Source organism: Ruegeria sp. AB7 (assembly GCF_056542625.1).
On sequence record NZ_JBQGAC010000001.1, the window covers coordinates 946355 to 967939 of the forward strand.

The window sequence follows — 21585 nt, forward strand, 5'->3', positions numbered from 1 at the left end:
TAGGTTGGCCTTCGCCTGTCCCTTAGACACACCTGTTTAACGATGCGGCGTTGGTGTTTCGCTCGCATTTTGATAGGTTTTTGGTTGATTGGCGGTACTCTCCCTCCGCCTACTTTACGTAGGTGCTGAAAGGCCGTGCACAATAGGTGGAATAATGAAAGTTGACGTACCGGCAGGTTTTTACCGGCCACCCATCAATTCATAACAAAAAGCCCGCCAGCATCACTGCCAGCGGGCCATTCATTAAGTTCTACCAAGTGGAAATCACATCCGCGAGGCGACGTTTTCCCAATTTACAAGATTGTCGAGGAAGTTCGACAGATACGCCGGACGCTTGTTGCGGAAATCGATGTAATACGAGTGCTCCCACACATCACAGCCAAGCAGTGCGGTTTGACCGAAGCACAGCGGGTTCACGCCGTTTTCAGTTTTCGTCACTGCCAACGAACCGTCGGCATTCTTGACCAGCCACGCCCAGCCGGAACCGAACTGACCGGCACCGGCAGCGCTGAACTGCGACTTGAATTCGTCAACCGAACCGAAGCTTTCGGTCAGAGCCTTCTCCAGCTCACCGGGCATCGCGTTGCCACCGGGGCCCATCATCTCCCAGAACTGGTTGTGGTTCCACAGCTGGCTGATGTTGTTGAAGATACCGTTCTGCGCGACGGCATTTGCGTCGTATGTGCCAACGATGATCTCTTCCAGTGACTTGCCGTCCCACTCGGTGCCGGCGATCAGCTTGTTGCCGTTGTCGACATAGGCCTTGTGGTGCAGGTCATGGTGATATTCCAGCGTTTCCGCGGACATACCCTTGGCTGCCAGCGCGTCATGTGCATAAGGAAGATCAGGAAGTACAAAAGCCATCTCGGCCCCCTGTTGAAAATGAATGTTGCGGTTCCAAAGGTTAAATGCTTTGACAGCCGCCGCAGGTCAAGGGCCGCAACACAAAAACCCGGAGGTCCGCGATGCTGACACAGGCGCGCAAAATGTTCTATCGCGCCCGCGGATACTATGCGGGCAACTTGAACGGTGAACCCTTTCGCCTGGACCCCTATCACTCGAAATTCTGGCGCAAGGTATCAGCCGGGGAGTGGGAACCTGAGACATTTTCGGTGCTGGACCACTATCTGTCGCCCGAAAAGGACTATCTTGATATCGGTGCATGGATCGGCCCCACGGTCCTCTATGCCGCGCGCCGCGCTCGCCATGTGTGGTGTTTTGAGCCTGACCCAGTGGCTTACCGCCATTTGGTCTGGAACCTAGAACTGAACGACATCCGAAACGTATCAGCCTTCAGCATCGCCTTGTCAGATGGGTTTGGAGTGACACGAATGGCTTCAGCGCACGGAGAGGCAGGCGATTCAACGTCATCATTGCTCCACGAAGGAAGCCATGGCACCGACGCACTTACCATCGGTTGGGATCAATTTTCTGAATCCGTCGACCTGACTGATGTCTCTTTGGTCAAAATGGATATCGAAGGCGCTGAATTTTCGGTCCTGCCTTCTATGCTGTCTTGGTTAGAAAAAGATAACCCTGCGCTGTTTCTCTCAACGCACGCACCTTATCTGAGCGTAGACAACCGCAGCGCGGCCATGAAAAAACTATCAGAAGACCTGGCTTTCTATCGCCAATGCCACGACCCACACACACGCGAAACCGGTGAGTCCGCCCTCACGGGCCAGCGTGCACTCACTCAGTTCCCGACATTCCTGTTCAGCACGACCCCCTGAGATCCGAACCAGAGATCCGACCTTCATCTAAACAGAAATATCCTGGGAGTGAGGCCGCAGGCCGAGGGGGCAAAGCCCCCTCACCCACATATCATCAGGCGATCAGGGCTTAATAAACCCCGACCTCGCTGCCGGGCTGCGCCGCAACCTTCAGCAATTTGAACGCATAGTCCGCCGCAGAGCGGAAGCAGACGATGCGGAAAGTCTCAGCGTCGTCCATCCAGAAGGCACCTGCCACCTGCGCCAAACGCGAACGGCGGATCTGGCCGGGTTGGAATGCCTCGGCCGACAGCTCAACCGGAGCCAGCTTGCCCAATACCTCGCGCGCGTTCGCGCCCGAAACGCGGAATACGGCCCGCGCGTCGGAGACGTTGACCGCCAGTGCGTGCGTACCACTTAGCGCGTTGGTCATCGCGGCGAGTTTGGCCTCGACCTCGGCATAAGGCACAAGCACCAGCAATTCGTCGGTGGACATCCAGCAAACACCGGTGTCGCCATTCACAAACGCTTCACGCTGACCGGGCACTTTCTGCCCGGTGGCGTCTTTGACAACCTTAGCCAGTACCTTATCCGACAGATCACCGCGCAGTGTGATCATGCCCTGTAGGCCGCATTCCTCGATCTTGGCGATGCCATCATATGAGGCGTGGTTCAGTGCGCTGATGGGTTCAGACATTCTGCTTCTCCCCGTCCTTGTCATAGAAGATCGGGTCCACGATCTTGGCCTTGTAGGTTTTGCCGTCAGTGCCCGGGAACTCGACCACTTCGCCCATCCGGTCGGGGCCGTGTTTGATCAGGCCCATGGCGATGCCTTTGCCCAGATTGGCCGAGTAGTAGGTCGAAGTTACGCGACCGATCATGTTGCGCTGACCGTTCGCATTCACACCCTCGCCCACCGCATAGGCACCGTCCGGCAGAACCGATCCATCCACAGTCTCAAGACCAACCAGTTTCCAGCGCTCAGGATCGGCCATATGGGTCCGCGAATGGGCGCGTTTTCCGAGGTAATCCTCTTTCTTTTTGGACAGCGCCCAGTGCAGCCCCAGATCCTGCGGGATCACGGTGCCGTCGGTCTCATCGCCGATCATGATAAAGCCTTTCTCGGCACGCAGAATATGCAGACATTCGGTGCCGTATGGCATCACTCCGAACTCCTGCCCTGCCTCGATCAGAGCGTCCCAGAACGCCTGACCTTGGCTTGCAGGGACCGCGATCTCATAGGACAGCTCACCCGAGAACGAGATACGGTAGGCCCGCGCGTCGAACGCGCCGATCTTGCCATCGCGCCATTCCATGAAGGGCAGCGCCTCTTTCGACAGATCCATGCCGCCCAGCTTCTCAAGTACCTTGCGGGCGTTCGGACCTACCACGGCGACCTGCGCATATTGCTCGGTGACGTTCGCGACGTAGACTTTCCAGTCCCACCACTCGGTCTGCAGCCATTCTTCCATGTGGCCATGGACACGCTCGGCCCCGCCGGTGGTGGTATGGCACAGCCACGTGTCCTCATCGATGCGGGCAACAACGCCGTCGTCGATCAGGAAGCCATTCTCGGAACACATCAGGCCATAGCGGCATTTGCCGACCTTCAGCGTGGACATCATGTTGGTGTACATCATGTCCAGGAACTTGCCTGCGTCGGGGCCTTTGACGATCAGCTTGCCGAGGGTCGAAGCGTCCAACAGCCCGAGGTTTTCGCGGGTGTTTTTCACCTCTCGGTTCACCGCGTCATGCACGGATTCACCGGGACGGACATAGGCATAGGTTCGACGCCAATGGCCGACCGGCTCCCAATCGGCCCCGTTCTTATCGTGCCAGTTATGCATCGGCGTTTGACGGATCGGCTGGAACACCTCACCACGCGCTTCACCACCAATCGAAGCCATCGAGATCGGAGTATATGGCGGGCGGAAGGTGGTGGTACCGACCTTCGGGATCTCTGAATCCAGCGCATCAGCAAGGATTGCCAGACCGTTGATATTACTCAACTTACCCTGATCCGTTGCCATGCCCAGCGTGGTGTAACGCTTGGTATGCTCGACACTTTCATAGCCCTCGCGCGCAGCCAGTTGCACGTCCGAGACTTTCACGTCGTTCTGGAAGTCCAGCCACGATTTCATGCGCAGATCAATCTCGGCATTAGAAGGCATCAGCCAGACAGCGGCCATAGGGGCCTCGGCCGTAGTCTCACCAACTGGCGCTTTGGTGCGCTTCGCGGCGAACCCGGCCGCCTTCGCTGCCGCTTTGCCGGCAGTATCTGCATCCTTCAGGACATCCCCTAGGGCCAGCGGGCCGTTCGAAGCCCCTGCCGCCAGAACAAAACCTGCACCGTCGGCCCCCAGCGGAGGACGCGAAGGATCGGGGCGGAAATGCGCGTTCGCCTCGTCCCAGATCAGCTTGCCGCCGCAATGCGACCACATATGCACGACCGGAGACCAGCCACCTGACATGGCAATCGCATCGCATTCGACCTCTTCCCGGGCGCCTCCGATACCCTCTTGATTGCAGATCGCAACTTTCTTGACCCGCTTGCCGCCTTTGACCTTTGCGATCGCCTTGCCCGGATCGACGCGGATACCCAGCTGACGCGCCTCTTCGGCCAGAGGTCCGGCGGTGTCGCGCGCATCAACCACGCGCAGGACATCGACACCGGCCTGCTTCAACGTAATTGCAGTCCGGTAGGCGTCATCATTGTTGGTGGCGATGATGACACGGTCACCCGGCGTCACGCCCCAGTTGACCACATAGTCGCGCATGGCAGAGGCCAGCATGACGCCAGGCACATCATTGCCTGCGAATGACAGCGGACGCTCAATCGCACCAGTCGCGGTCACGACCTGCTTCGCACGAATGCGCCACAGGCGGTGACGCGGGCCCTGAACACCCGGCTTGTGGTCTGCCAGGCGCTCATAACCCAGCACATAACCGTGGTCATAGACACCAGCGCCCATGCAGCGATTGCGCATGGTGACGTTGTTCATTGTTTCGAGTTCGGAAACCAATTGTTCCACGAACTTATCCACAGGCTCACCATTGATGGTACCGCCATCAACCGGAGCGCGACCGCCCCAATGTGCGGTTTGTTCAATCAACATTACCCTGGCACCGGACTGGGCTGCCGTTTTGGCGGCCTGCAGACCTGCAACGCCACCGCCAATCACCAAGACATCGGTGAAGGCGTAAAAGTGCTCGTATGTGTCCGCGTCACGGTTGTCCTTGTCGGGCGCTTTGCCCAAACCCGCCGACTGGCGAATAAACGGCTCGTAAACATGTTTCCAGAACGGTTTCGGATGGATGAACATCTTGTAATAGAATCCGGCTGGCAGAAACCGCGACAGATGCGTATTGATCGCGCCGATGTCGAACTCGAGGTTCGGCCAGTGGTTCTGTGATGCGGATGTCAGACCATTGAACAGCTCTGTCGTGGTGGCGCGCTGGTTCGGCTCAAACCGGTTGCCCTCACCCAGACCGACCAGAGCGTTTGGCTCTTCCGCGCCACTAGCGACCACGCCGCGCGGGCGGTGATACTTGAACGACCGGCCCATCATCATCTGATCATTTGCCAGCAAGGCAGACGCGAGCGTATCGCCCTCGTAGCCCTGCATCGAGGTGCCGTTGAAGGTGAAGTTGACCTTTTTCGACCGATCAATCAAACGGCCATGTTTTGCGAGACGGGTGCTCATGATGCGGACCTTTCGCAGGCGGTATTTTGGATGGCTGTACAGATCATTTGTACTCTCTCCACGTCCAGCCGGGACGCTTGACGGTGATGGCGTCCTTGATCTCTTGGGGCGGCTCGGTTGTCTGCGCCGAATAGGTGCCAAAGACCTCAAGCGTGTTCGTACAGCGCGCGGCGTGGAACCACTTGCCGCACCCATTGGCATGGCGCCAGCGTTCGAAATGAACGCCCTTGGGGTTTTCGCGCATAAAAAGGTAGTCGTGGAACTCATCATCTGACGAGCCCGGGCCATAACGCTTCAAATGCGCCTCGCCACCTGCAGCCAGTTCAGTTTCTTCGGCTTCGACGCCGCAATAAGGGCATTTCAAGATCAGCATGTGATCATCCTCTTGGCAGCAGGCGAGACGTATCTGCCTGCAAATTCTGCGTGACGGGCGTGCGAGATTTTTCGACAAAAAATCTTCATCAGTGCGCCACCCCGGCCGCGACGCTTTCGTCGATGAAGCGGCCTTCTTTGAAACGATCCAGCGAGAAGGCTTCGGTCAGTGGTGAATGCCCCGTGGCCATCAGCTGAGCCATGCCCCAGCCCGATCCCGGAATGGCCTTGAAGCCGCCGGTGCCCCAGCCTGCGTTGATAAAGCAGCCATTAAGCGGTGTTTTCGACAGGATGGGTGAACGGTCGCCGGTCATATCCACAATACCGCCCCACTGGCGCAGCATTTTCAGGCGCGAGATCATCGGGAAAGTTTCGACCAATGCGCGTACCGTTTCCTCGATATGGTGGAAGCTGCCGCGCTGGGTATAGTTGTTGAACCCGTCTGTGCCACCACCAATCACCATCTCGCCCTTGTCGGACTGAGACATGTAGCCGTGTACGGTGTTCGCCATCACAACGACATCCATACAGGGTTTGATCGGCTCGGACACCAACGCTTGCAGTGCAACGGCTTCCAGTGGCAGACGGAAGCCCGCCATCTCAGCCAACTGGCCAGAATGCCCCGCAACCACGATGCCCAGCTTGTCACAATCGATGGCACCTTTTGTGGTATCGACCCCGACAACACGACCGTTTTCGGACCGGACGCCGGTGACTTCGCATTTCTGGATGATGTCCATTCCCATGGCCGAACATGCGCGGGCATAGCCCCATGCCACCGCATCATGGCGCGCGGTCCCACCACGTTCCTGCCAAAGCCCGCCCAGAACCGGATAGCGCGGACCTTCCAGATTAATGATCGGCACCAGTTCTTTCACACGCTCGGGCCCAATCCATTCGGTCTGAACACCCTGCAGCGCATTCGCATGCGCAGTACGCTGATAGCCGCGAATCTCGTGCTGGGTCTGCGCCAGCATGATTACGCCACGCGGGCTGAACATGATGTTATAGTTCAGCTCCTGGCTCAGATCTTCGTAGAGACCGCGCGCCTTTTCGTAAATCGCCGCTGACGGATCCTGCAGATAGTTCGATCGGATGATGGTCGTGTTCCGACCGGTGTTGCCACCGCCCAACCAGCCTTTTTCTATTACGGCAACGTTCTGGATGCCGTAGTTCTTGCCAAGATAGTAAGCTGTTGCCAGGCCGTGACCGCCGGCCCCGACGATAATGACGTCATAGCGCTTCTTAGGCTCCGGCGAACGCCATGCGCGCTCCCATCCGGTGTGATAGCGCAGCGCTTCGCGCGCTACAGCAAAGGCTGAGTAGTGTTTCATGTGCGAATCCGTCCGGTCTTCGATGATTGGGCGCAGGTATGCCGTGCCCGTACATTTTAACCCTGCCGCGCAACGCCGCAATAATGCACTATTGCGACATGAGCGCCCTTCGCGGCTATTTGTCCCTTTTTTCCATGCGCCGACAGGTCTAAGTCAGGGCAACCATTTTGGAGGGACCATGCCGTTCTGGGTTCTCATCTTCTTGATCGCGCTGCTGATCGCGATTTTCCTGGGTTACACGATGCTGCGCGGTCGTCGCGGCACCGGCCCGACAGCTGCTTATGATCTGCGGGTCTATCGTGAACAGCTAGCAGGCGTTGACAAAGACTTGGCGCGCGGCGTGATCGCGAAAGCTGATGCTGAACGTGTACGCACGGAAATCTCGCGCCGTATCCTGGCTGCAGACGCGCAGATGCGCAATGAAGACAAAGGCACCGGGCCATCACGCTTGGTTACCATAATTGCGTTCCTCGCCATGGCCGCCGTTCTGGTTGGTGGCGGGTTGGCGATGTATCGCCAGTTGGGTGCTGCCGGTTTCCCTGACATGCCCCTTTCAGTTCGTCTGGAAATGGCAGAAGACCTGCGCGAAAATCGACCCAGCCAGGCTGAGGCCGAGGGCATTGCCACACCGCTCCAGACGCCTCCGCTGGACGAAAGCTATGCAACTTTGCTGAACCGGCTGCGCGAAACTGTGGCCGAACGCCCCGATGATCTGCAAGGCCATACCCTGCTGGCACAGCATGAAACCAACGCGGGGAACTTCAAAGCAGGGTATGAGGCACAAACCCGTGTGATCGAACTGTCGGGTGACAACGCGTCGGCTCAGGCCTATTCGGATCAGGCAGAGATGATGATTTTGGCCGCTGGCGGCTACGTCTCACCGGAAGCGGAAGCCGCCTTGCGACAGGCGCTTGAGCGCAATCAGCGCTTGGGTCCTGCCCGGTATTATTGGGGGCAGATGCTGGCACAGACCGGGCGGCCTGATATGGCCTATCGCGTTTGGGTCGAAACCCTTAACGACGCCCCGGCTGGCGCCCCATGGGCGAATGCCATCCGGTCACAGATCGATGAATTGGCATTCCGCGCAGGCGTGTTTAACACACCCGACTTTTCTGCTGCATCCGGCCCTAGCCAGGACGATGTAAATGCCGCTGCCGAGATGTCGCCAGAAGAACGACAAGAAATGATCCGCGGCATGGTCGATGGCCTTTCGGACCGCCTTGCGACCGAGGGCGGGACACCCGAGGAGTGGGCACGCCTGATTGCCGCCCTGGGCGTGCTGGGCGAAGGCCAACGCGCCATCAAAATCAGGAACGAAGCCAAGGAAGTATTTGCGGGTAACGCTGAAGCGTTGGAGATGATCGACGCTGCCGCGCTGCAGGCCGGAATCGCTCAATGATCCACGACGCGTTCGAAGACTTCGCAGCATCCCTGCCCCCAATGTCAGCCCTGATGGGGCTGGATCTGGGAGAAAAGACCATCGGCGTTTCCGTCTCGGACCGGATGCGCGGCGTGGCCACCCCGCTTGAGACGGTACGACGCAAGAAATTCACACTGGATTCCGCGCGTTTGATCGAGATTGTGACCGAGCGTGAGATCGGCGGCATTATCCTCGGACTGCCGCGCAACATGGATGGCAGCGAAGGGCCGCGCTGCCAGTCAACCCGCGCCTTCGCACGAAACATGACCCGTTTGACCGATCTGCCCATCGGTTTCTGGGACGAACGACTAAGCACCGTTGCGGCAGAAAAAGCACTGCTTGAGGCGGATACGACACGAAAACGTCGCGGACAGGTTATTGATCACGTCGCAGCAGGTTATATTCTGCAAGGCGCGCTGGACAGACTGCGCTTTCTTTGACGGATCGGAAAACGCCCATGACGAATATGGTTTGGAAACGGGACGAGGTCGAAAGCCCTTGCATCCAAATCTGCGTCGTTCATCCGACCGAACGTATCTGCACCGGCTGCTACCGCACCATTGACGAGATCACGCGCTGGTCAAAGATGGACAGCACCGAACGGGCCGAAATCATGCAGGATCTGCCGGAACGCAAACCCCGTCTGGCAAAGCGCCGTGGTGGCCGTGCCGCCCGGCTGCAAGGGTCCTGATCCGCAAGCCTAGTATTTTGGTGTCCGCGTAGGCTTAAGATCACTCAGAGATTCGTGATCCCGCAACTCAGAACCGAACAGTTTAACCAGCTCGTTCTGGGTTGTCGTCTTTGCAGGTCGCGGGCGCAACTCAGCTTCCAACTCGTGGCTTTCAGCCTGTTCGGGGGTGTCCTTCGAAAGAATGCGCTTTAGTACTGAGCGAAAAACCATTGCTCTTCCAATATGTAATAAACGACGCGCCACTGCGGGACCGTTCCGAACACCGAGGGGGAGGAGTCCGGAAGCTGTGTTTGAGTGAGTGGTGGCCCACAGCGACGCGAAACAGCTTGTTGCCTCTCCCTCTAAATCCGGGACAGGTAAGGACTTTTTAAGTTATTTGACCAACCAGTCAATAATAGCGCTAACTTAAAGTTGCATTCCGTAACGTCAACGCAAAAAAGAACAATGCCTATGATTACAAGGCATTGTTTCTGTAACATTTTTAGAGCATTTAGCCAGTCGCAAGCCAGGTTATTGCATTCTCGTATTCCTCCGCCGGGAAATACTGAGTCCGCGTTCCCAGAACATGACTGGCCATGCGTTGCGCCATTTTTTGCCATGTCTTGTCACCGACAATCGCTGCACGATCCAGCATCCCGATGTGACCAGCCGCCAGTCTGAAATGGGCTGCCATTGCAGTCAGACCCTGCCAACCATCGAACTCGCGCAGATCGATCAACAGGCGAAACCCGTCACGTTCGCGCAATAGCGCATCAAGATCGGTTTGAGCCTGACCGTATTCCTGTGAATCCAGTTTGCCCATCAGGCTGATCTGCACGCAAGGTCCGCCCAGATCCGTCACGTGGATCGCCCCGAGAGATTCGCGCATCCAGCGACGCGCTTCCTCCACCTCATCCATTCCAAAAACGTGCACCGGGCAAGGCAGGATCGGGGCAGCCAGGCGGACGCTTGTTTGCACCCATCCCTGGTCCGCCACAACGCCAATCCGGTCGAATCCGCGCCAATGGCTGAGCCCCAACTTGGTATCAGACCATGCGGCACCCAGATCATATCCCTTGAACTCGGACCCAACGATCGCCAGCAGACGTATGGCGTCGTGCTCTTCCAATGCGGCCTCAATAGCGGGAACAAGCGTGCTCGCGTAATCTGCGCTAGTGACCTCGCCCGAAAGCTCGACCTCAATAAGGGCACCATCTGCATTCGTGTGAACCGTAATCATCGAACCAACTCTCCAAAGCCAAACAATGGCAGGAGGTTACGGGGATTCGAGCCATTGCGCTACACCACCAGGCATCTGAGGGCGGAAATAGGCGATCATCCGTCCATCCGGTCCAGCGCTGGCATTCGGACCCCATGGTGCAACACCATGCAGACAGTGGCGGTGCAACAGATAGGCTTCGCCCGGGCGCGCCGGTAGCTCGAGGCGCGGACAGGTCTCGAACACTTCGCGACGCGCAGCCTGATAGACATCTGTGATATCGGCCTCGCTCAATTCATGCCGCGGCACCTTCTTCATCGCGGCCCGAAAAGCATCGCCGAGGATTTTGTGGCTTCCCTCCCACAGCACCATTGGTGCTGCGTCCACACTGGCCTCGGTAAGTGGGATACCCAATATCCAGGCATGAGGTTCATCCACCCGCCGTCGTCGATCAGGACCAGCTGGCTTGAGCCCGTCCACATGCGCCGCATCTCGCCGCGCACGATACCGCGCCGCAGCCTCGCTTTCGCCACGCCGGGGTTGAGGGTAGCCCGGATATATTACCGACACCTGCCCTTTGTGCAGATCAATCGATCCAAACTGCTGGTGTGCCAGTTCGATGGCCGCGCCCGCCAGTGCAGGCGAACCCGCGACCCTGCCCTGCGCATCATTGTCCAGTGCATCAACGCCAATGAACCACGTGCCATCGCAATCGTGCCAAGCTGCATGAGCCGGATCGCTGACGGACGCACGCGCAGTGGGAAGAGCGTGCGCCACCCAATCCGCCAACGCTCCATCATAAGGAAACTTTACCCAACCTAGCTCGTAAAACGACGCTACCACCCCAACGCCTTTCTCAGCATATTCAGAGCAACCAGGGTAAGGAATACCGCGAAGACCCGCCTGAGCGGCTTCGGATCCATCGCATGCGCCAGCTTAACGCCCCACGGGGCGGTGATCATAGTCATCGCAACGACGATACCGAAAGCCACCAGATTGACCGCGCCAATGGTCAGCGGCGGGCGATGCTCCGGAGCGATGTTGAGAAACAAAAAACCAAGCACCGACGGTACAGCGATGATCACGCCAAAGCCCGCTGCGGTCGCAACCGCCCGGTGGATCGGAGTGTTATAAAGGCTCATCAATGGAACGCCGAAACTGCCCCCGCCAATTCCCATCAGTACCGACAGAAACCCTACCGAAGGGGAAAGCGCGGCGCGGCGCAATCCTTTGGGCATCGCATCCCCCAACCGCCACTCGGATTTACCCAATCCAAGATAGATGCCGATAACCATGCCAAGCATGCCGAACAGTGCCTGCAAAAACTCTGTCCTCAGAGCTGAAGCCACCAGAACACCGATCACCGCACCCACCGCTATGCCTGGCCCCCAGCCGCGCAGGATGCCCCAATCCACCGCGCCTTTCTTGTTATGGCTAAGAACCGATCGGATCGACGTTACAATGATCGTCGCCAGCGAAGTTGCGAGGCATAGCTGCATCAGCTGAGGCCCGCCATATCCAAGTGTCTGAAACGCATAGAAAAACGCGGGCACCAGAACGATTCCACCGCCAACGCCCAAAAGTCCAGCCAACACCCCGGCCAAAGCGCCGATCACAAGCAAAAGGCCCAGCATCTGGGCCAGCAACATCGTCTCGGGCATCATTCCCCCATAGCGGCTCGAAGCCGTCTTAGCCTACCTGTTCCACCTGCGATAGCGCAGCAACAGAGTCCAGAGCCTGCAGGATCACTTCTGGGCCGGCATTCTCGCGCACAGCACCTTCGGAGAGCATCCGCCGCCATCCCCGCGCACCGGGACGCCCCGCGAACAGGCCCAGCATATGCCGCGTGATCTGGTGCAATCGACCACCGTCGACAAGATGCGCCTCGACATAGGGCAGCATATTTTGCACCACTTCAATGGGATCCGCGACGCTGCCCGTTCCAAAGATCAACGGGTCCGCAGCCGCCAAAATATCTGTCGGTTGGTGATAGGCGGCACGACCGATCATGACACCATCAAGCCCAGCCTCCAGATGCTGTTGCGCCTGAGCAAGCGACGTAATGCCACCATTGATCGAGATGTGCATGTCCGAAAAATCAGCCTTCATCCGGTGCACAAGACCATAGTCCAACGGTGGAATATCCCTGTTTTCCTTAGGGCTTAACCCCTGCAACCAAGCTTTGCGCGCATGGATCGTCACCCGCTGACAACCGGCCTTGCGAATCTGGTCGAGGAAAGCAGGTAGCACTTCTGAAGGTTCCTGTTCGTCAACACCGATACGGCATTTCACCGTGACTTCGAGCTTCACCACCTCGCGCATCGCCGCAACGCATTCCGCGACCTTTTCGGGTGCGCGCATCAATACCGCACCGAATGTCCCTGATTGCACCCGGTCAGACGGACACCCACAGTTCAAGTTGATCTCGTCATATCCGGCTTCCGCGCCCAGCTTGGCCGCCTGCGCCAATTCCTGCGGGTCCGAACCTCCTAGCTGCAACGCAACCGGGTGCTCCTGAGGATTAAAGTCCAGCAGATGCAGCGCGCCGCCGCGCACCAAAGCAGGCGCTGTGACCATTTCAGTATAAAGCAAGGTCTCAGAACTCAGCAAACGATGCAGAAACCGGCAATTCTTGTCGGTCCAATCCATCATCGGTGCAACAGACAGTCTCGCACTTCTACGGATGTCTACAGGTTTCTTATCCGGCATATCTTGCTCATGTCATCGGAACGCAGCTTTCGCCAAGTACCGGGTATACAGAAAGACCTGCAACCGGCAAACCGTTCTTGGGTTTTGGGAGATGGTACCGCCTCCCTGGCTTGAACAGGGGACCTCTGGATCCACAATCCAGCGCTCTAACCAACTGAGCTAAGGCGGCACTTGTGAGGGGCGATTTAGCGAAGGCGTACGGGGATTGCAAGGGGATTAAAGCTGAATTCGCCAGCTTTGTTCGACCAGATCGACACCGAAGGAATGCACCGGCTTGCTGTCGACAAGCTCCCACCCAAACGCACGATACAGCCCGCAAGCGGCGGCGTGACTCTCATGGGTCCACAGCACCATCTGGCGATATCCTGCGTCGCGGGCGAAACCCATGCAGGCAGTCAGTAGCCGCTTGCCCAGCCCCTGTCCACGAGCCTCGGGCAGCAGCAGAAACAACCGCAGCTTGGCGGTTTGATCATCCAGCCTGACACAGAAAATACTACCCAAACGATCCCCGTCGCACTCGGCGATCCAGCCTTGTTCGCAAGTTGGATCATGATCCGCGATGAATTCCGTCAGAATGCGGGCAACCAGCGGGCCGAAACTGTCATCAAACCCCTCGTCGCGGGAATAGAGCAGGTCATGCTGTTCTACCAGCCACGGCGCATCCTCGGCGCGGAAAGGTCTGAGCGTTGCCGCCTCCATGCCCTATCTGACCCCATAGTCGGCTTGATTCTCAACCCATCGCGCGTTAGCACCAAAGCGCATTTCCCGGAGGCGAACATGAGCATCAATACCGAACGCGATATCGAAGCGAACCTGCAGATCGGCCCCACCGATCATGGTATGGTGCGGCTGTTCATTGAAGGTGCCGGAATTGAGATTCCAATGGATTTCGACCCCGAAGAGGCCGAAGAAATCGCCGAGGAAATCCGCGCCGCAGCCCAAGCCGCGCGCGCCATCAAAAGCTAAACCCTGGGGTCGCGCAAAGCCTGCAACCGACGTGCAGAGTCCATCGCGAATTTCTGAACCATCTTTTTGCGCCGCGCCGGGGCCAGCTTGCTTTCTGGCCCCATACGGATGATTTCGGCATCATAGGCATCAGCGATGATCAAGCCTGTTTCCGCAGGTAAAAGCTCGGTCGGGAAATCCGTATCAACCGCCCAAAAGAATCGGTCACACCAGTCAAGATAGCCCTGCCATTTGGAATCCGACTGATAATCGGCGCGGCTGGATTTACACTCGACCACCCATATCTCACCCTTAGGGCCCAATCCTATCACATCGACCCGCAGCCCTCGGGTAGGGACAAATTCTTCAATCGAAACATAGCCGTGGGTCAACAAGTGACGCGAAACACCACGGGCCAGCTTTTGTCCGGGCTGCATAATTAGTGTCATTCCGAGAATGTGAACAATTCATGAACAAAAATCAAGCAGCTTGACATGGTACCATTTGGTATCGCAATAATGTGAAACCAAATGGTATCCAATAAGAGGTGCCCGATGAAGACACAGACCCAAAACGCATTTCGCGCTCTGGCGGACCCGACCCGCCGCGACATCGTTCAGATGCTGGCAGCGCAGGATATGACGATCGCTCAACTAACCGAGCGTTTCGACATGACTCGCGCGGCCGTCAAAAAGCATCTGACCGTTTTGTCCGACGGAGGATTGATCACCGTCGAAGCTCGTGGACGCGAACGCATCAATCGCCTTGAACCCAAAGGAATGGCTCCGGTTCTGGACTGGCTCAGCTACTTCGACCGGTTCTGGGATGATCGCCTCGCAAATCTGAAGAAAGCTATCGAAGGGAATAAGAAATGACAGACGCAGTTTTGCAGAAAACAATCTTTCTCCGCGCTACGCCAGAAATCGTTTGGGACTATTTGACTGATCCCGACCGGTTGGCCGAGTGGTTTCACAAACCCGAACGTCCCCTGGCCGCTGGACAAAAGCTTGAGATGTTCGGGACGACCAGCGGCGACCTTCTGATTTGGGGTGAAGTGCGTGAAGCGAGACGTCCAGAGTATCTTGAATATACATTCACCATTAAACCGATGGGCGGCGCCGAAAGTGTGGTCAAGTGGACGCTGGAACCCGTCGCCGGCGGCACACGCCTTGGACTGCTGCACGAGGGCCTACCTCAAGGGGCTGACGCCTTTGGCCTGATCCTTTCGCTGGATGACGGATGGGATGAACATTTCGGCAAGATGCGCACCGCATTGCACGAAACTGTTGATGCTTAACCCCTTGTGCGAACCTGCTTCAGGCCCTACTTAGGCCCGTGGCGGGTTCTGCCCTTCTTGTGACAGGTAGCATTCTGGTGGCCTTAAGCAATTCCGAGGGGGCTGGCTCTGTTCAGGTCCTGGCCTGATTAACTGGCGCCCACCTGTACATACAGGTCCTCGGGAATCAAACCGCACGGTTGACTGGTGGTCCCGCCACATATTTACCTAATAAATCAGCGCCCTGCGCGCACTTCCTGTTTGATCGGCGCAGGCTTCAAACCATGAGCAATCGGTGTTCCACCACGTGGTTTGTTCGGCTTCTCAGCCATGCTCATGATCGCATAGGCGAACTGCACACCCGCAAAGACGATCCCGTTCATGAACCAGATCATGGCCAACGCGATCAGACCAATTTCCGAACTGGTGATCAGATGCCGTAGATTGGCCACGTTGAGCGCCAGCAGCACCCCGACAAAGACGGCCGAGATCACAAAGCCCCAGATGACTTGCGTAATGTAGAGACGGACCAGTTTGGGCATGGCGAACCTCCTTGCGCTGTGATGGTGAGTCTAGCGCATGCAGGGTCGCAGTAAAGGCGTCAGAACGCCTCGGGCTGGGCCTCGCGCGCCATGTGATCCAGCACAGCGTTCACGAATTTGGGCTCTTTGCCTTCCGGGAAGAACGCACGTGCGACATCGACGAATTCGGTGATCACGACCTTTGGCGGCGTGTCGCTCTGGGTCAACTCAGCCCCGGCCGCGCGAAACACAGCGCGCAGGGTCGGGTCGATGCGCGCGATGGGCCATTTGGCAACCAGCGCGCGATCCGTCATCTGGTCGATCGGGGCCTGATAGTTCACCGCATCATCCACAAGCTTACGAAAGACGCTGATATCGCCATCCAGCATCTCCTCACCTTCATAGACAGCGCCAAACCGGTGATCCAGAAACTCGGTCACGACTGCTTGGGTCGTCTGGTCCGACTGTTCCATCTGGAACAGCGCCTGCACGGCATAGAGGCGTGCGGCGGATTTCATCAGGCGTTTCTGGTTGGCCGGTTTTGGCGCGTCTGTCTGGGTCATGCTGTCGAGGGTCCGTTGCTGTCGCCCGCCACAAGGATGGACTCGGACGGCGGCTTGAACCCGACGCCCTTCTTGGAAGAGCCCCACTTACGGCTGAGCGCAATCAGATGCAAGGCCGCAGCCGCCGCTCCACCGCCTTTATTCATCTTTTCGGGGTTTGCACGTACCTCGGCCTGTTCGTCGTTTTCGACAGTCAGGATGCCATTGCCGATCAGCAGGCCCTGCAGGCCCATCAACTGGATTGCACGGCTAGAGTCGTTGCAGACGGTTTCATAATGCGTCGTCTCGCCCCGAATGACACAGCCCAACGCGACATAGCCGTCGTAGTTACACTGGCGGTCGGCCATGGCGATAGTGGTTGGGATTTCCAGCGCACCGGGCACTTCGACCACGTCGCAGGTTCCGCCTGCGGCCTCGATCTCGGCCTTGGCACCAGCGACCATGTTGTCAGCGATGGCACGGTAGAACGGAGCCACCACCAGCAGCAGTTTCACCGGCTTGTCGAAGCTGGGAGTCGGCAGAATGCCATGTTTGTCTTTTTCAGCCATTATCAGTCTTCCTTGAGGATCGAGCGGGTGCCGACGATTGACAGTCCAAACGCGTCGAGCCCCAGATATACGGTTTCAGGCGAGTCTGTCAGCAACACCAGTTCCTGAATACCCATCTTGGACAGGATCTGCGCACCCAGACCGGTTTGCTTGATCGTGCGCGGGCCTTCGTCGTCTGCGGCATACAGCGAATTTCGCGGCTGACGGAAAAGGCAAACGACGCCGCGCCCCTCTTCGGCGATCTTTTCCATCGCGCGGGGCAGCTCTCGTGAAGATTTCGGGCCAAGACCCAGAATATCGGGCGCTTCATGCAGGGCGTGGGTCCGGGTCAGGACCGGCTCGGGCGTTGTGATGTCGCCCTTGATCATGACAACGTGTTCGATACCGTGGGTCTGGTCGGTGAAAATCCGCATCTCCCACGCGCCACCATATTCTGATGTCACCATCTCGCGCGAAGTTTCCACAACCAGATTGTCGTTGCGTGAGCGATAGGCGATCAGATCACTGATCGTGCCGATCTTCATGTCATGCTCTTTGGCGAAGGCGACCAGATCAGGCAGGCGCGCCATTGTGCCATCGGGCTTCATGATCTCGCAGATCACGCCCGAGGGGTTCAGCCCGGCAAGACGCGAGATATCAACGGCGGCCTCGGTATGCCCCGCCCGCACCAATACCCCGCCCCTTTTGGCGCGCAAGGGGAAGACATGGCCTGGGGTCGCTATGTGAGCCATAGTGTTTTGCTCGTTGATCGCGGTCGCCACCGTTAGTGCGCGATCAGCGGCCGATATTCCCGTCGAAACTCCCTCGCGGGCTTCTATCGACACGGTGAAGGCTGTCTCATGACGCGAAGAGTTGTTCACCGCCATCATCGGCAGGCCCAGACTGTCGATCCGTTCCGCCGTCATCGGCAGGCAGATCAACCCGCGCCCATGGGTCGCCATGAAATTGATCGCCTCCGCGTCAGCGAACTCGGCCGCGATCACCAGATCACCCTCATTCTCGCGGTCCTCATGATCCACAAGAATGTACATCCGGCCCTTTCGGGCCTCGTCGATGATTTCCTCGATCGGACTGATCGCCTCGCGCAATTGGGCCTCTACCGGTCCGGGGGTTTCAAAACTCATAGGGCAGCCTTTCGCACAACGGGTTTGAATGGCGGGATAGACCAGAGTGGACGCAAAGACCAGCCTGTAAGCACTGTGAGATAGATTGATATGCCCAGCGCTATAGGGCCAGCGATGAAATCTGGTGCCAACTCAGTTTACCAATCCTATGCGCCAGTTTTGACTTAGGCCTTTTCTGAGCATTGTTGCCAATAGCTGAACCTTTAGGCCGGTTGCGTGAACTTTGTCCACAAATTGCCCCAATTGGGCCCTTGGATCGCCTGATATCCTGGGCACCAGTCATTGTATAATGTCCTAGCTAGACGAGAATTTGAGCCCAGTGTCTAAGACCGCTGATCTGCCCGCTGCAAATTTCGTGCGTGTAAGCGCCCTTCGGCGAAACAGGCTGCTGCTATCACTCATTGCACTGCAGATGGTCTATGCCATTGCCGTTAGCATCTATGTCGGACGGTCATATTGGGATTTTTCGACCTCTTCCCTGATTGTCATCTCAGTTCGTCTGCTTGGTTTCATGTTCGCAAATTTCGTACTTTGGCGACTTGGCGTTGCCATGTTCGTCGTGCGACCCAAAAAGCCAATTCAATGGATGTTGCAAGATCTGCGATCCAAGATGGCAGATGTTGAAAAAGCGACCGATGCGGTTATCTGCTTTCTCAGCATCGTCGCACTTATCCTGACCTATACCTTTCTGAAGAACGAAATACATGCTGTGAATCCGACACTCTGGGATGAGCAATTCGTGCAATGGGACCGGTTTCTGCACGGCGGCGTCGATCCGTGGACCTTGCTATGGCCCATTTTGGGATCACCGATCGCAACCACTGCGATAAATGGTGCCTATCACATCTGGTTTCCCATGATTTACATCGCGGTTTGCGTCGCCTGTCTGGACCGCAGTGACCCGAACCGCAGCACCGTTTTTCTGGTAGCGTTTGCACTGTGCTGGTTTGTAGGCGGCAATGTGATTGCAACCATCTTTGCCTCGGTTGGTCCCGTTTACTACGAACCCTTCAATCTTGGCTCTGACTTCGTTCCGCAGATGGAGTTGTTACGCAAATCACACGAAATCAGCCCGGTCTGGGCGCTGAATGTGCATGAAATGCTGTTGGATGGTTATCGGAATAATGGGCTAGCAGGCGGAATCTCGGCGATGCCCAGCATGCATGTTGCCTCTACCGTGCTGCTGGCGTTCTACGGCTTCACCTATTCGCGTTGGCTCGGCTGGGCGCTGTCGGTGTTTGTCTTCATCATCTTATTAGGCTCGGTTCACCTCGCCTGGCACTACGCCATCGACGGGTATGTCTCAATCCTGCTGGCTTCATGCTTCTGGTGGCTGTCCAAGAGGCTGACGGCCAAATTTGGACCTTCCACCTGAAGGTCAGGACATCTCGGCCAGTCGCGCGACGTATCGGGCCAGAGTATCGATCTCAAGGTTCACGCGATCACCAACCGAGACGTCACCCCATGTGGTGACCTCTTTGGTGTGGGGAATGAAGTTGATACCAAAGTCACACCCGTCCACATCATTAACCGTCAGCGATGTGCCGTTCAGCGCGACGGACCCTTTCGGAGCGATAAACCGGGCCAGATTGGCCGGCGCCCGCAATGTCACCCGCGTGCTGTCACCCTCGTCTATCACAGAGACCACCTCTGCCACGCCATCCACGTGGCCCGAGACGATGTGCCCTCCCAATTCATCCCCGACTTTCAAGGCACGTTCCAGATTGACGCGCTTGCCCACCTGCCAACTGTCCAGATTGGTTTTCGAAACCGTCTCAGCGCTGATCTGGACATCATACCAGTCATCGCCCAGTGTAATGACGGTCAGACAGACGCCATCGCTTGCGATGGAAGCGCCAATATCAATGCCCGCCGTTTCATAGCTTGTCTTGATCCGTGCCCGCAGGTCTCCCTGCTGGTCCAGTTCGGTAACGGTGCCAATATCGGTGACGATCCCTGTGAACATATCATTAACCCTCTGAACCTAGCTTCAACAGCCGAGGTAAAGGCACACAGCCCCACCGGCAAGCCCTGCCTTGCCGCGAAAATGACAAAGAGGCATAATTTTATACAAACGCACCAAAAGTCACCACACGAGCAGACCGCATGATCCCTTTGGCCAACAGCCCTAACCGGCGTGTGTTCCTGTTTCTACAAGGACCGCATGGTCCGTTCTTTAACGCGCTTGGTCGGATGCTGCGGGCTGCGGGTGCTCAGGTCTGGCGAGTCGGCTTCAACGCGGGCGATCAGGCTTTCTGGGGCGACAAATCCAGTTACATTCCATATCGCGGAGCGCCAGATGATTGGCCGGAGACCTTAAGCGAATTGCTCACCCACTATGATGTGACCGATATCGTGCTCTATGGCGACACCCGGCCCGTGCATGCACGAGCAGTTGAGATTGCCAAAGCACACGGGATCACGGTTCATGTGTTTGAAGAAGGCTACCTGCGCCCTTGGTGGGTGACCTATGAACGAAACGGGTCGAACGGAAACTCACGCCTGATGGAACTGGATGTGGCGCAGATGCAGACGGCGCTGGAACAGTCCGAAGGGCATGCGCCCCCACCGCCTTCCCATTGGGGGGATATGCGCCAGCACATCTTTTACGGTGCGCTCTATCACTGGTTTGTGCTGTTTCTGAACCGCAGATATCAGAAATTCCGACCACATCGAGAGCTGCCGGTTTCGAAAGAGTTTCGTTTGTACTTCAAACGTCTGAGTCTGATGCCCATTCACAGGCTACAGCGGGGTTGGGCCACAGCACAGGTCAGGTGGAGCGGTTTTCCATACCATCTTGTGCTGTTGCAATTGGGGCATGACAGCTCGGTCCAATATCACTCGGATTTTTCCGGTATGTCCGATTTTCTCGAACAAGTGATCGCCGGATTCGCCAAAGGCGCCCCTGCGCATCACCACCTTGTCATCAAGGAACATCCGCTTGAGAACCACCGCGAACCGCTGCGGCTGCGGGCGCGCCAGCTTGCAGCACAGCACGGCATCACAAACCGAATTCACTATGTGCCCGGTGGTAAGCTGGCCAGGTTGCTAGACGATGCAAAATCCGCCGTGACGGTGAATTCCACGGCAGGCCAGCAGGTTCTGTGGCGCGGCATTCCTTTGCGGATTTTTGGGCAGTCGGTTTATGACAAGCCCGAATTCGTATCTCGGCAATCGATTGAGGCATTCTTTGCCCAGCCAGATGCCCCGGGCGGCAAGGCCTATCGGGCTTATCGCCAATTTCTTCTGGAAACCTGCCAAGTCCCCGGGGGGTTCTATTCTCGCCAAGGGCGTCGTCAATTGCTGCGGCGAGCGGCTGATATGATGCTATCGGCTCAGGACCCCTATCAAGGGTTGCTCTCCGATAAAGAGGCCACAACGCCACAGTTGCGCGTTGTTGAATGATCGCGGGCAACCTGCTGCTGGATGTTTCGAAGCGATGCGGGTAACCTTCACAAAACAAAGACG

26 protein-coding genes and 1 tRNA gene are annotated in these 21585 nt (G+C 57.3%); 9 read left to right on the forward strand and 18 right to left on the reverse strand.

Features of this window, described 5'->3' with window-relative positions; genetic code table 11:
- Positions 1 to 264: 264 nt before the first annotated feature.
- Positions 265 to 864, reverse strand: coding sequence for a superoxide dismutase (locus ACR0EN_RS04755; protein ID WP_480585419.1), 600 nt, complete (start codon positions 862 to 864; stop codon positions 265 to 267).
- Positions 865 to 965: 101 nt separating this feature from the next.
- On the opposite strand from ACR0EN_RS04755, the gene ACR0EN_RS04760 reads away from it, so the two are divergent.
- Positions 966 to 1733, forward strand: coding sequence for an FkbM family methyltransferase (locus ACR0EN_RS04760; RefSeq protein WP_170663719.1), 768 nt, complete (start codon positions 966 to 968; stop codon positions 1731 to 1733).
- Between the two features lie 109 nt (positions 1734 to 1842).
- Here ACR0EN_RS04760 and ACR0EN_RS04765 read toward each other — a convergent pair whose 3' ends face one another.
- From ACR0EN_RS04765 to ACR0EN_RS04780, 4 genes are all read right to left on the reverse strand, one after another.
- The gene (locus ACR0EN_RS04765; RefSeq protein WP_170396351.1) at positions 1843 to 2409 is read right to left on the reverse strand and encodes a sarcosine oxidase subunit gamma family protein; all 567 of its coding nucleotides are present in this window, start codon (positions 2407 to 2409) and stop codon (positions 1843 to 1845) included.
- Positions 2402 to 5416, reverse strand: coding sequence for a sarcosine oxidase subunit alpha family protein (locus ACR0EN_RS04770; RefSeq protein WP_480585422.1), 3015 nt, complete (start codon positions 5414 to 5416; stop codon positions 2402 to 2404). Before ACR0EN_RS04770 ends, ACR0EN_RS04765 begins: the two co-directional genes overlap by 8 nt.
- Positions 5417 to 5459: 43 nt before the next feature.
- On the reverse strand, positions 5460 to 5789 hold the full coding sequence (locus ACR0EN_RS04775; RefSeq protein WP_170511915.1) for a sarcosine oxidase subunit delta: 330 nt from the start codon (positions 5787 to 5789) through the stop codon (positions 5460 to 5462).
- Between the two features lie 88 nt (positions 5790 to 5877).
- On the reverse strand, positions 5878 to 7122 hold the full coding sequence (locus ACR0EN_RS04780; protein ID WP_170422297.1) for a sarcosine oxidase subunit beta family protein: 1245 nt from the start codon (positions 7120 to 7122) through the stop codon (positions 5878 to 5880).
- A gap of 178 nt (positions 7123 to 7300) precedes the next feature.
- Between ACR0EN_RS04780 and ccmI the strand changes: the two genes are divergently transcribed.
- The 3 genes from ccmI to ACR0EN_RS04795 are packed head-to-tail and all read left to right on the forward strand — an operon-like array spanning position 7301 to position 9233.
- Positions 7301 to 8521 (forward strand): c-type cytochrome biogenesis protein CcmI, encoded by a 1221-nt coding sequence (gene ccmI / locus ACR0EN_RS04785; RefSeq protein ID WP_170466350.1) that lies wholly within the window; start codon positions 7301 to 7303, stop codon positions 8519 to 8521.
- Complete coding sequence (gene ruvX / locus ACR0EN_RS04790; RefSeq protein WP_170403288.1) at positions 8518 to 8982, forward strand: Holliday junction resolvase RuvX; 465 nt, start codon at positions 8518 to 8520, stop codon at positions 8980 to 8982. Before ccmI ends, ruvX begins: the two co-directional genes overlap by 4 nt.
- Before the next feature lie 17 nt (positions 8983 to 8999).
- Positions 9000 to 9233 carry a DUF1289 domain-containing protein gene (locus ACR0EN_RS04795; protein WP_170396339.1) on the forward strand — a complete coding sequence of 78 codons (234 nt, stop codon included), beginning with the start codon at positions 9000 to 9002 and terminating at the stop codon, positions 9231 to 9233.
- A 9-nt stretch (positions 9234 to 9242) separates the two neighbouring features.
- Here ACR0EN_RS04795 and ACR0EN_RS04800 read toward each other — a convergent pair whose 3' ends face one another.
- The 7 genes from ACR0EN_RS04800 to ACR0EN_RS04830 form a co-directional block, all read right to left on the reverse strand.
- Positions 9243 to 9443 carry a hypothetical protein gene (locus tag ACR0EN_RS04800; RefSeq protein WP_170817946.1) on the reverse strand — a complete coding sequence of 67 codons (201 nt, stop codon included), beginning with the start codon at positions 9441 to 9443 and terminating at the stop codon, positions 9243 to 9245.
- 280 nt (positions 9444 to 9723) lie between these two features.
- Positions 9724 to 10452 (reverse strand): SpoIIAA family protein, encoded by a 729-nt coding sequence (locus tag ACR0EN_RS04805; protein WP_170403297.1) that lies wholly within the window; start codon positions 10450 to 10452, stop codon positions 9724 to 9726.
- Between the two features lie 36 nt (positions 10453 to 10488).
- Positions 10489 to 11274, reverse strand: coding sequence for a hypothetical protein (locus tag ACR0EN_RS04810; protein WP_170817947.1), 786 nt, complete (start codon positions 11272 to 11274; stop codon positions 10489 to 10491).
- Complete coding sequence (locus ACR0EN_RS04815; RefSeq protein ID WP_170511906.1) at positions 11268 to 12092, reverse strand: sulfite exporter TauE/SafE family protein; 825 nt, start codon at positions 12090 to 12092, stop codon at positions 11268 to 11270. Before ACR0EN_RS04815 ends, ACR0EN_RS04810 begins: the two co-directional genes overlap by 7 nt.
- A gap of 28 nt (positions 12093 to 12120) precedes the next feature.
- The gene (dusA, locus tag ACR0EN_RS04820; protein ID WP_480585427.1) at positions 12121 to 13140 is read right to left on the reverse strand and encodes a tRNA dihydrouridine(20/20a) synthase DusA; all 1020 of its coding nucleotides are present in this window, start codon (positions 13138 to 13140) and stop codon (positions 12121 to 12123) included.
- 92 nt (positions 13141 to 13232) lie between these two features.
- Positions 13233 to 13309: transfer RNA gene (locus ACR0EN_RS04825), tRNA-His, on the reverse strand.
- Positions 13310 to 13356: 47 nt separating this feature from the next.
- A complete protein-coding gene (locus tag ACR0EN_RS04830) occupies positions 13357 to 13839 on the reverse strand; it encodes an N-acetyltransferase family protein (protein ID WP_480585430.1) in 483 nt (160 codons plus the stop codon).
- A 78-nt stretch (positions 13840 to 13917) separates the two neighbouring features.
- Here ACR0EN_RS04830 and ACR0EN_RS04835 point away from each other — a divergent pair, with 78 nt between their 5' ends.
- Positions 13918 to 14106 carry a DUF6324 family protein gene (locus ACR0EN_RS04835; protein WP_170396325.1) on the forward strand — a complete coding sequence of 63 codons (189 nt, stop codon included), beginning with the start codon at positions 13918 to 13920 and terminating at the stop codon, positions 14104 to 14106.
- Here ACR0EN_RS04835 and ACR0EN_RS04840 read toward each other — a convergent pair.
- Positions 14103 to 14522 carry an MmcB family DNA repair protein gene (locus ACR0EN_RS04840; protein ID WP_480585432.1) on the reverse strand — a complete coding sequence of 140 codons (420 nt, stop codon included), beginning with the start codon at positions 14520 to 14522 and terminating at the stop codon, positions 14103 to 14105. The two genes, ACR0EN_RS04835 and ACR0EN_RS04840, sit on opposite strands and share 4 nt — an antisense overlap.
- Before the next feature lie 117 nt (positions 14523 to 14639).
- Here ACR0EN_RS04840 and ACR0EN_RS04845 point away from each other — a divergent pair, with 117 nt between their 5' ends.
- Both ACR0EN_RS04845 and ACR0EN_RS04850 read left to right on the forward strand, forming a co-directional pair.
- On the forward strand, positions 14640 to 14960 hold the full coding sequence (locus tag ACR0EN_RS04845; protein ID WP_170422312.1) for a metalloregulator ArsR/SmtB family transcription factor: 321 nt from the start codon (positions 14640 to 14642) through the stop codon (positions 14958 to 14960).
- Positions 14957 to 15382 (forward strand): SRPBCC family protein, encoded by a 426-nt coding sequence (locus tag ACR0EN_RS04850; RefSeq protein WP_170396319.1) that lies wholly within the window; start codon positions 14957 to 14959, stop codon positions 15380 to 15382. The genes ACR0EN_RS04845 and ACR0EN_RS04850 overlap by 4 nt, the downstream gene beginning before the upstream one ends.
- A 215-nt stretch (positions 15383 to 15597) precedes the next feature.
- On the opposite strand, the gene ACR0EN_RS04855 is transcribed toward ACR0EN_RS04850, so the two are convergent.
- Genes ACR0EN_RS04855 through ribB form a run of 4 tightly spaced genes read right to left on the reverse strand, consistent with a single transcriptional unit; the run spans position 15598 to position 18117 of the window.
- Complete coding sequence (locus tag ACR0EN_RS04855) at positions 15598 to 15903, reverse strand: hypothetical protein (RefSeq protein WP_170403312.1); 306 nt, start codon at positions 15901 to 15903, stop codon at positions 15598 to 15600.
- A gap of 59 nt (positions 15904 to 15962) precedes the next feature.
- Entirely contained in the window at positions 15963 to 16445 is a 483-nt protein-coding gene (gene nusB / locus ACR0EN_RS04860; protein ID WP_480585435.1) for a transcription antitermination factor NusB, read from the reverse strand.
- On the reverse strand, positions 16442 to 16993 hold the full coding sequence (locus tag ACR0EN_RS04865; protein ID WP_480585438.1) for a 6,7-dimethyl-8-ribityllumazine synthase: 552 nt from the start codon (positions 16991 to 16993) through the stop codon (positions 16442 to 16444). The genes nusB and ACR0EN_RS04865 overlap by 4 nt, the downstream gene beginning before the upstream one ends.
- A gap of 2 nt (positions 16994 to 16995) precedes the next feature.
- Complete coding sequence (gene ribB / locus ACR0EN_RS04870) at positions 16996 to 18117, reverse strand: 3,4-dihydroxy-2-butanone-4-phosphate synthase (RefSeq protein WP_170626626.1); 1122 nt, start codon at positions 18115 to 18117, stop codon at positions 16996 to 16998.
- A 319-nt stretch (positions 18118 to 18436) separates the two neighbouring features.
- On the opposite strand from ribB, the gene ACR0EN_RS04875 reads away from it, so the two are divergent.
- Positions 18437 to 19492, forward strand: a complete 1056-nt coding sequence (locus ACR0EN_RS04875; RefSeq protein ID WP_480585441.1) for a phosphatase PAP2 family protein — start codon at positions 18437 to 18439, stop codon at positions 19490 to 19492.
- Between the two features lie 3 nt (positions 19493 to 19495).
- On the opposite strand, the gene ACR0EN_RS04880 is transcribed toward ACR0EN_RS04875, so the two are convergent.
- Positions 19496 to 20083: a riboflavin synthase gene (locus ACR0EN_RS04880; protein WP_170612455.1), complete on the reverse strand. Its 588-nt coding sequence runs from the start codon at positions 20081 to 20083 to the stop codon at positions 19496 to 19498.
- Between the two features lie 140 nt (positions 20084 to 20223).
- On the opposite strand from ACR0EN_RS04880, the gene ACR0EN_RS04885 reads away from it, so the two are divergent.
- Positions 20224 to 21522, forward strand: coding sequence for a capsule biosynthesis protein (locus ACR0EN_RS04885; RefSeq protein ID WP_480585444.1), 1299 nt, complete (start codon positions 20224 to 20226; stop codon positions 21520 to 21522).
- The last annotated feature ends 63 nt before the right edge of the window (positions 21523 to 21585 follow it).

Excerpts from the sequence above, each read along its gene's own strand:
- ACR0EN_RS04755 (WP_480585419.1), bottom strand. The coding sequence starts at position 864 with ATGGCTTTTGTACTTCCTGATCTTCCTTATGCACATGACGCGCTGGCA.
- ACR0EN_RS04760 (WP_170663719.1), top strand. The coding sequence starts at position 966 with ATGCTGACACAGGCGCGCAAAATGTTCTATCGCGCCCGCGGATACTAT.
- ACR0EN_RS04765 (WP_170396351.1), bottom strand. The coding sequence starts at position 2,409 with ATGTCTGAACCCATCAGCGCACTGAACCACGCCTCATATGATGGCATC.
- ACR0EN_RS04770 (WP_480585422.1), bottom strand. The coding sequence starts at position 5,416 with ATGAGCACCCGTCTCGCAAAACATGGCCGTTTGATTGATCGGTCGAAA.
- ACR0EN_RS04775 (WP_170511915.1), bottom strand. The coding sequence starts at position 5,789 with ATGCTGATCTTGAAATGCCCTTATTGCGGCGTCGAAGCCGAAGAAACT.
- ACR0EN_RS04780 (WP_170422297.1), bottom strand. The coding sequence starts at position 7,122 with ATGAAACACTACTCAGCCTTTGCTGTAGCGCGCGAAGCGCTGCGCTAT.
- ccmI (WP_170466350.1), top strand. The coding sequence starts at position 7,301 with ATGCCGTTCTGGGTTCTCATCTTCTTGATCGCGCTGCTGATCGCGATT.
- ruvX (WP_170403288.1), top strand. The coding sequence starts at position 8,518 with ATGATCCACGACGCGTTCGAAGACTTCGCAGCATCCCTGCCCCCAATG.
- ACR0EN_RS04795 (WP_170396339.1), top strand. The coding sequence starts at position 9,000 with ATGACGAATATGGTTTGGAAACGGGACGAGGTCGAAAGCCCTTGCATC.
- ACR0EN_RS04800 (WP_170817946.1), bottom strand. The coding sequence starts at position 9,443 with ATGGTTTTTCGCTCAGTACTAAAGCGCATTCTTTCGAAGGACACCCCC.
- ACR0EN_RS04805 (WP_170403297.1), bottom strand. The coding sequence starts at position 10,452 with ATGATTACGGTTCACACGAATGCAGATGGTGCCCTTATTGAGGTCGAG.
- ACR0EN_RS04815 (WP_170511906.1), bottom strand. The coding sequence starts at position 12,092 with ATGCCCGAGACGATGTTGCTGGCCCAGATGCTGGGCCTTTTGCTTGTG.
- dusA (WP_480585427.1), bottom strand. The coding sequence starts at position 13,140 with ATGCCGGATAAGAAACCTGTAGACATCCGTAGAAGTGCGAGACTGTCT.
- ACR0EN_RS04830 (WP_480585430.1), bottom strand. The coding sequence starts at position 13,839 with ATGGAGGCGGCAACGCTCAGACCTTTCCGCGCCGAGGATGCGCCGTGG.
- ACR0EN_RS04835 (WP_170396325.1), top strand. The coding sequence starts at position 13,918 with ATGAGCATCAATACCGAACGCGATATCGAAGCGAACCTGCAGATCGGC.
- ACR0EN_RS04840 (WP_480585432.1), bottom strand. The coding sequence starts at position 14,522 with ATGCAGCCCGGACAAAAGCTGGCCCGTGGTGTTTCGCGTCACTTGTTG.
- ACR0EN_RS04845 (WP_170422312.1), top strand. The coding sequence starts at position 14,640 with ATGAAGACACAGACCCAAAACGCATTTCGCGCTCTGGCGGACCCGACC.
- ACR0EN_RS04850 (WP_170396319.1), top strand. The coding sequence starts at position 14,957 with ATGACAGACGCAGTTTTGCAGAAAACAATCTTTCTCCGCGCTACGCCA.
- ACR0EN_RS04855 (WP_170403312.1), bottom strand. The coding sequence starts at position 15,903 with ATGCCCAAACTGGTCCGTCTCTACATTACGCAAGTCATCTGGGGCTTT.
- nusB (WP_480585435.1), bottom strand. The coding sequence starts at position 16,445 with ATGACCCAGACAGACGCGCCAAAACCGGCCAACCAGAAACGCCTGATG.
- ACR0EN_RS04865 (WP_480585438.1), bottom strand. The coding sequence starts at position 16,993 with ATGGCTGAAAAAGACAAACATGGCATTCTGCCGACTCCCAGCTTCGAC.
- ribB (WP_170626626.1), bottom strand. The coding sequence starts at position 18,117 with ATGAGTTTTGAAACCCCCGGACCGGTAGAGGCCCAATTGCGCGAGGCG.
- ACR0EN_RS04880 (WP_170612455.1), bottom strand. The coding sequence starts at position 20,083 with ATGTTCACAGGGATCGTCACCGATATTGGCACCGTTACCGAACTGGAC.
- ACR0EN_RS04885 (WP_480585444.1), top strand. The coding sequence starts at position 20,224 with ATGATCCCTTTGGCCAACAGCCCTAACCGGCGTGTGTTCCTGTTTCTA.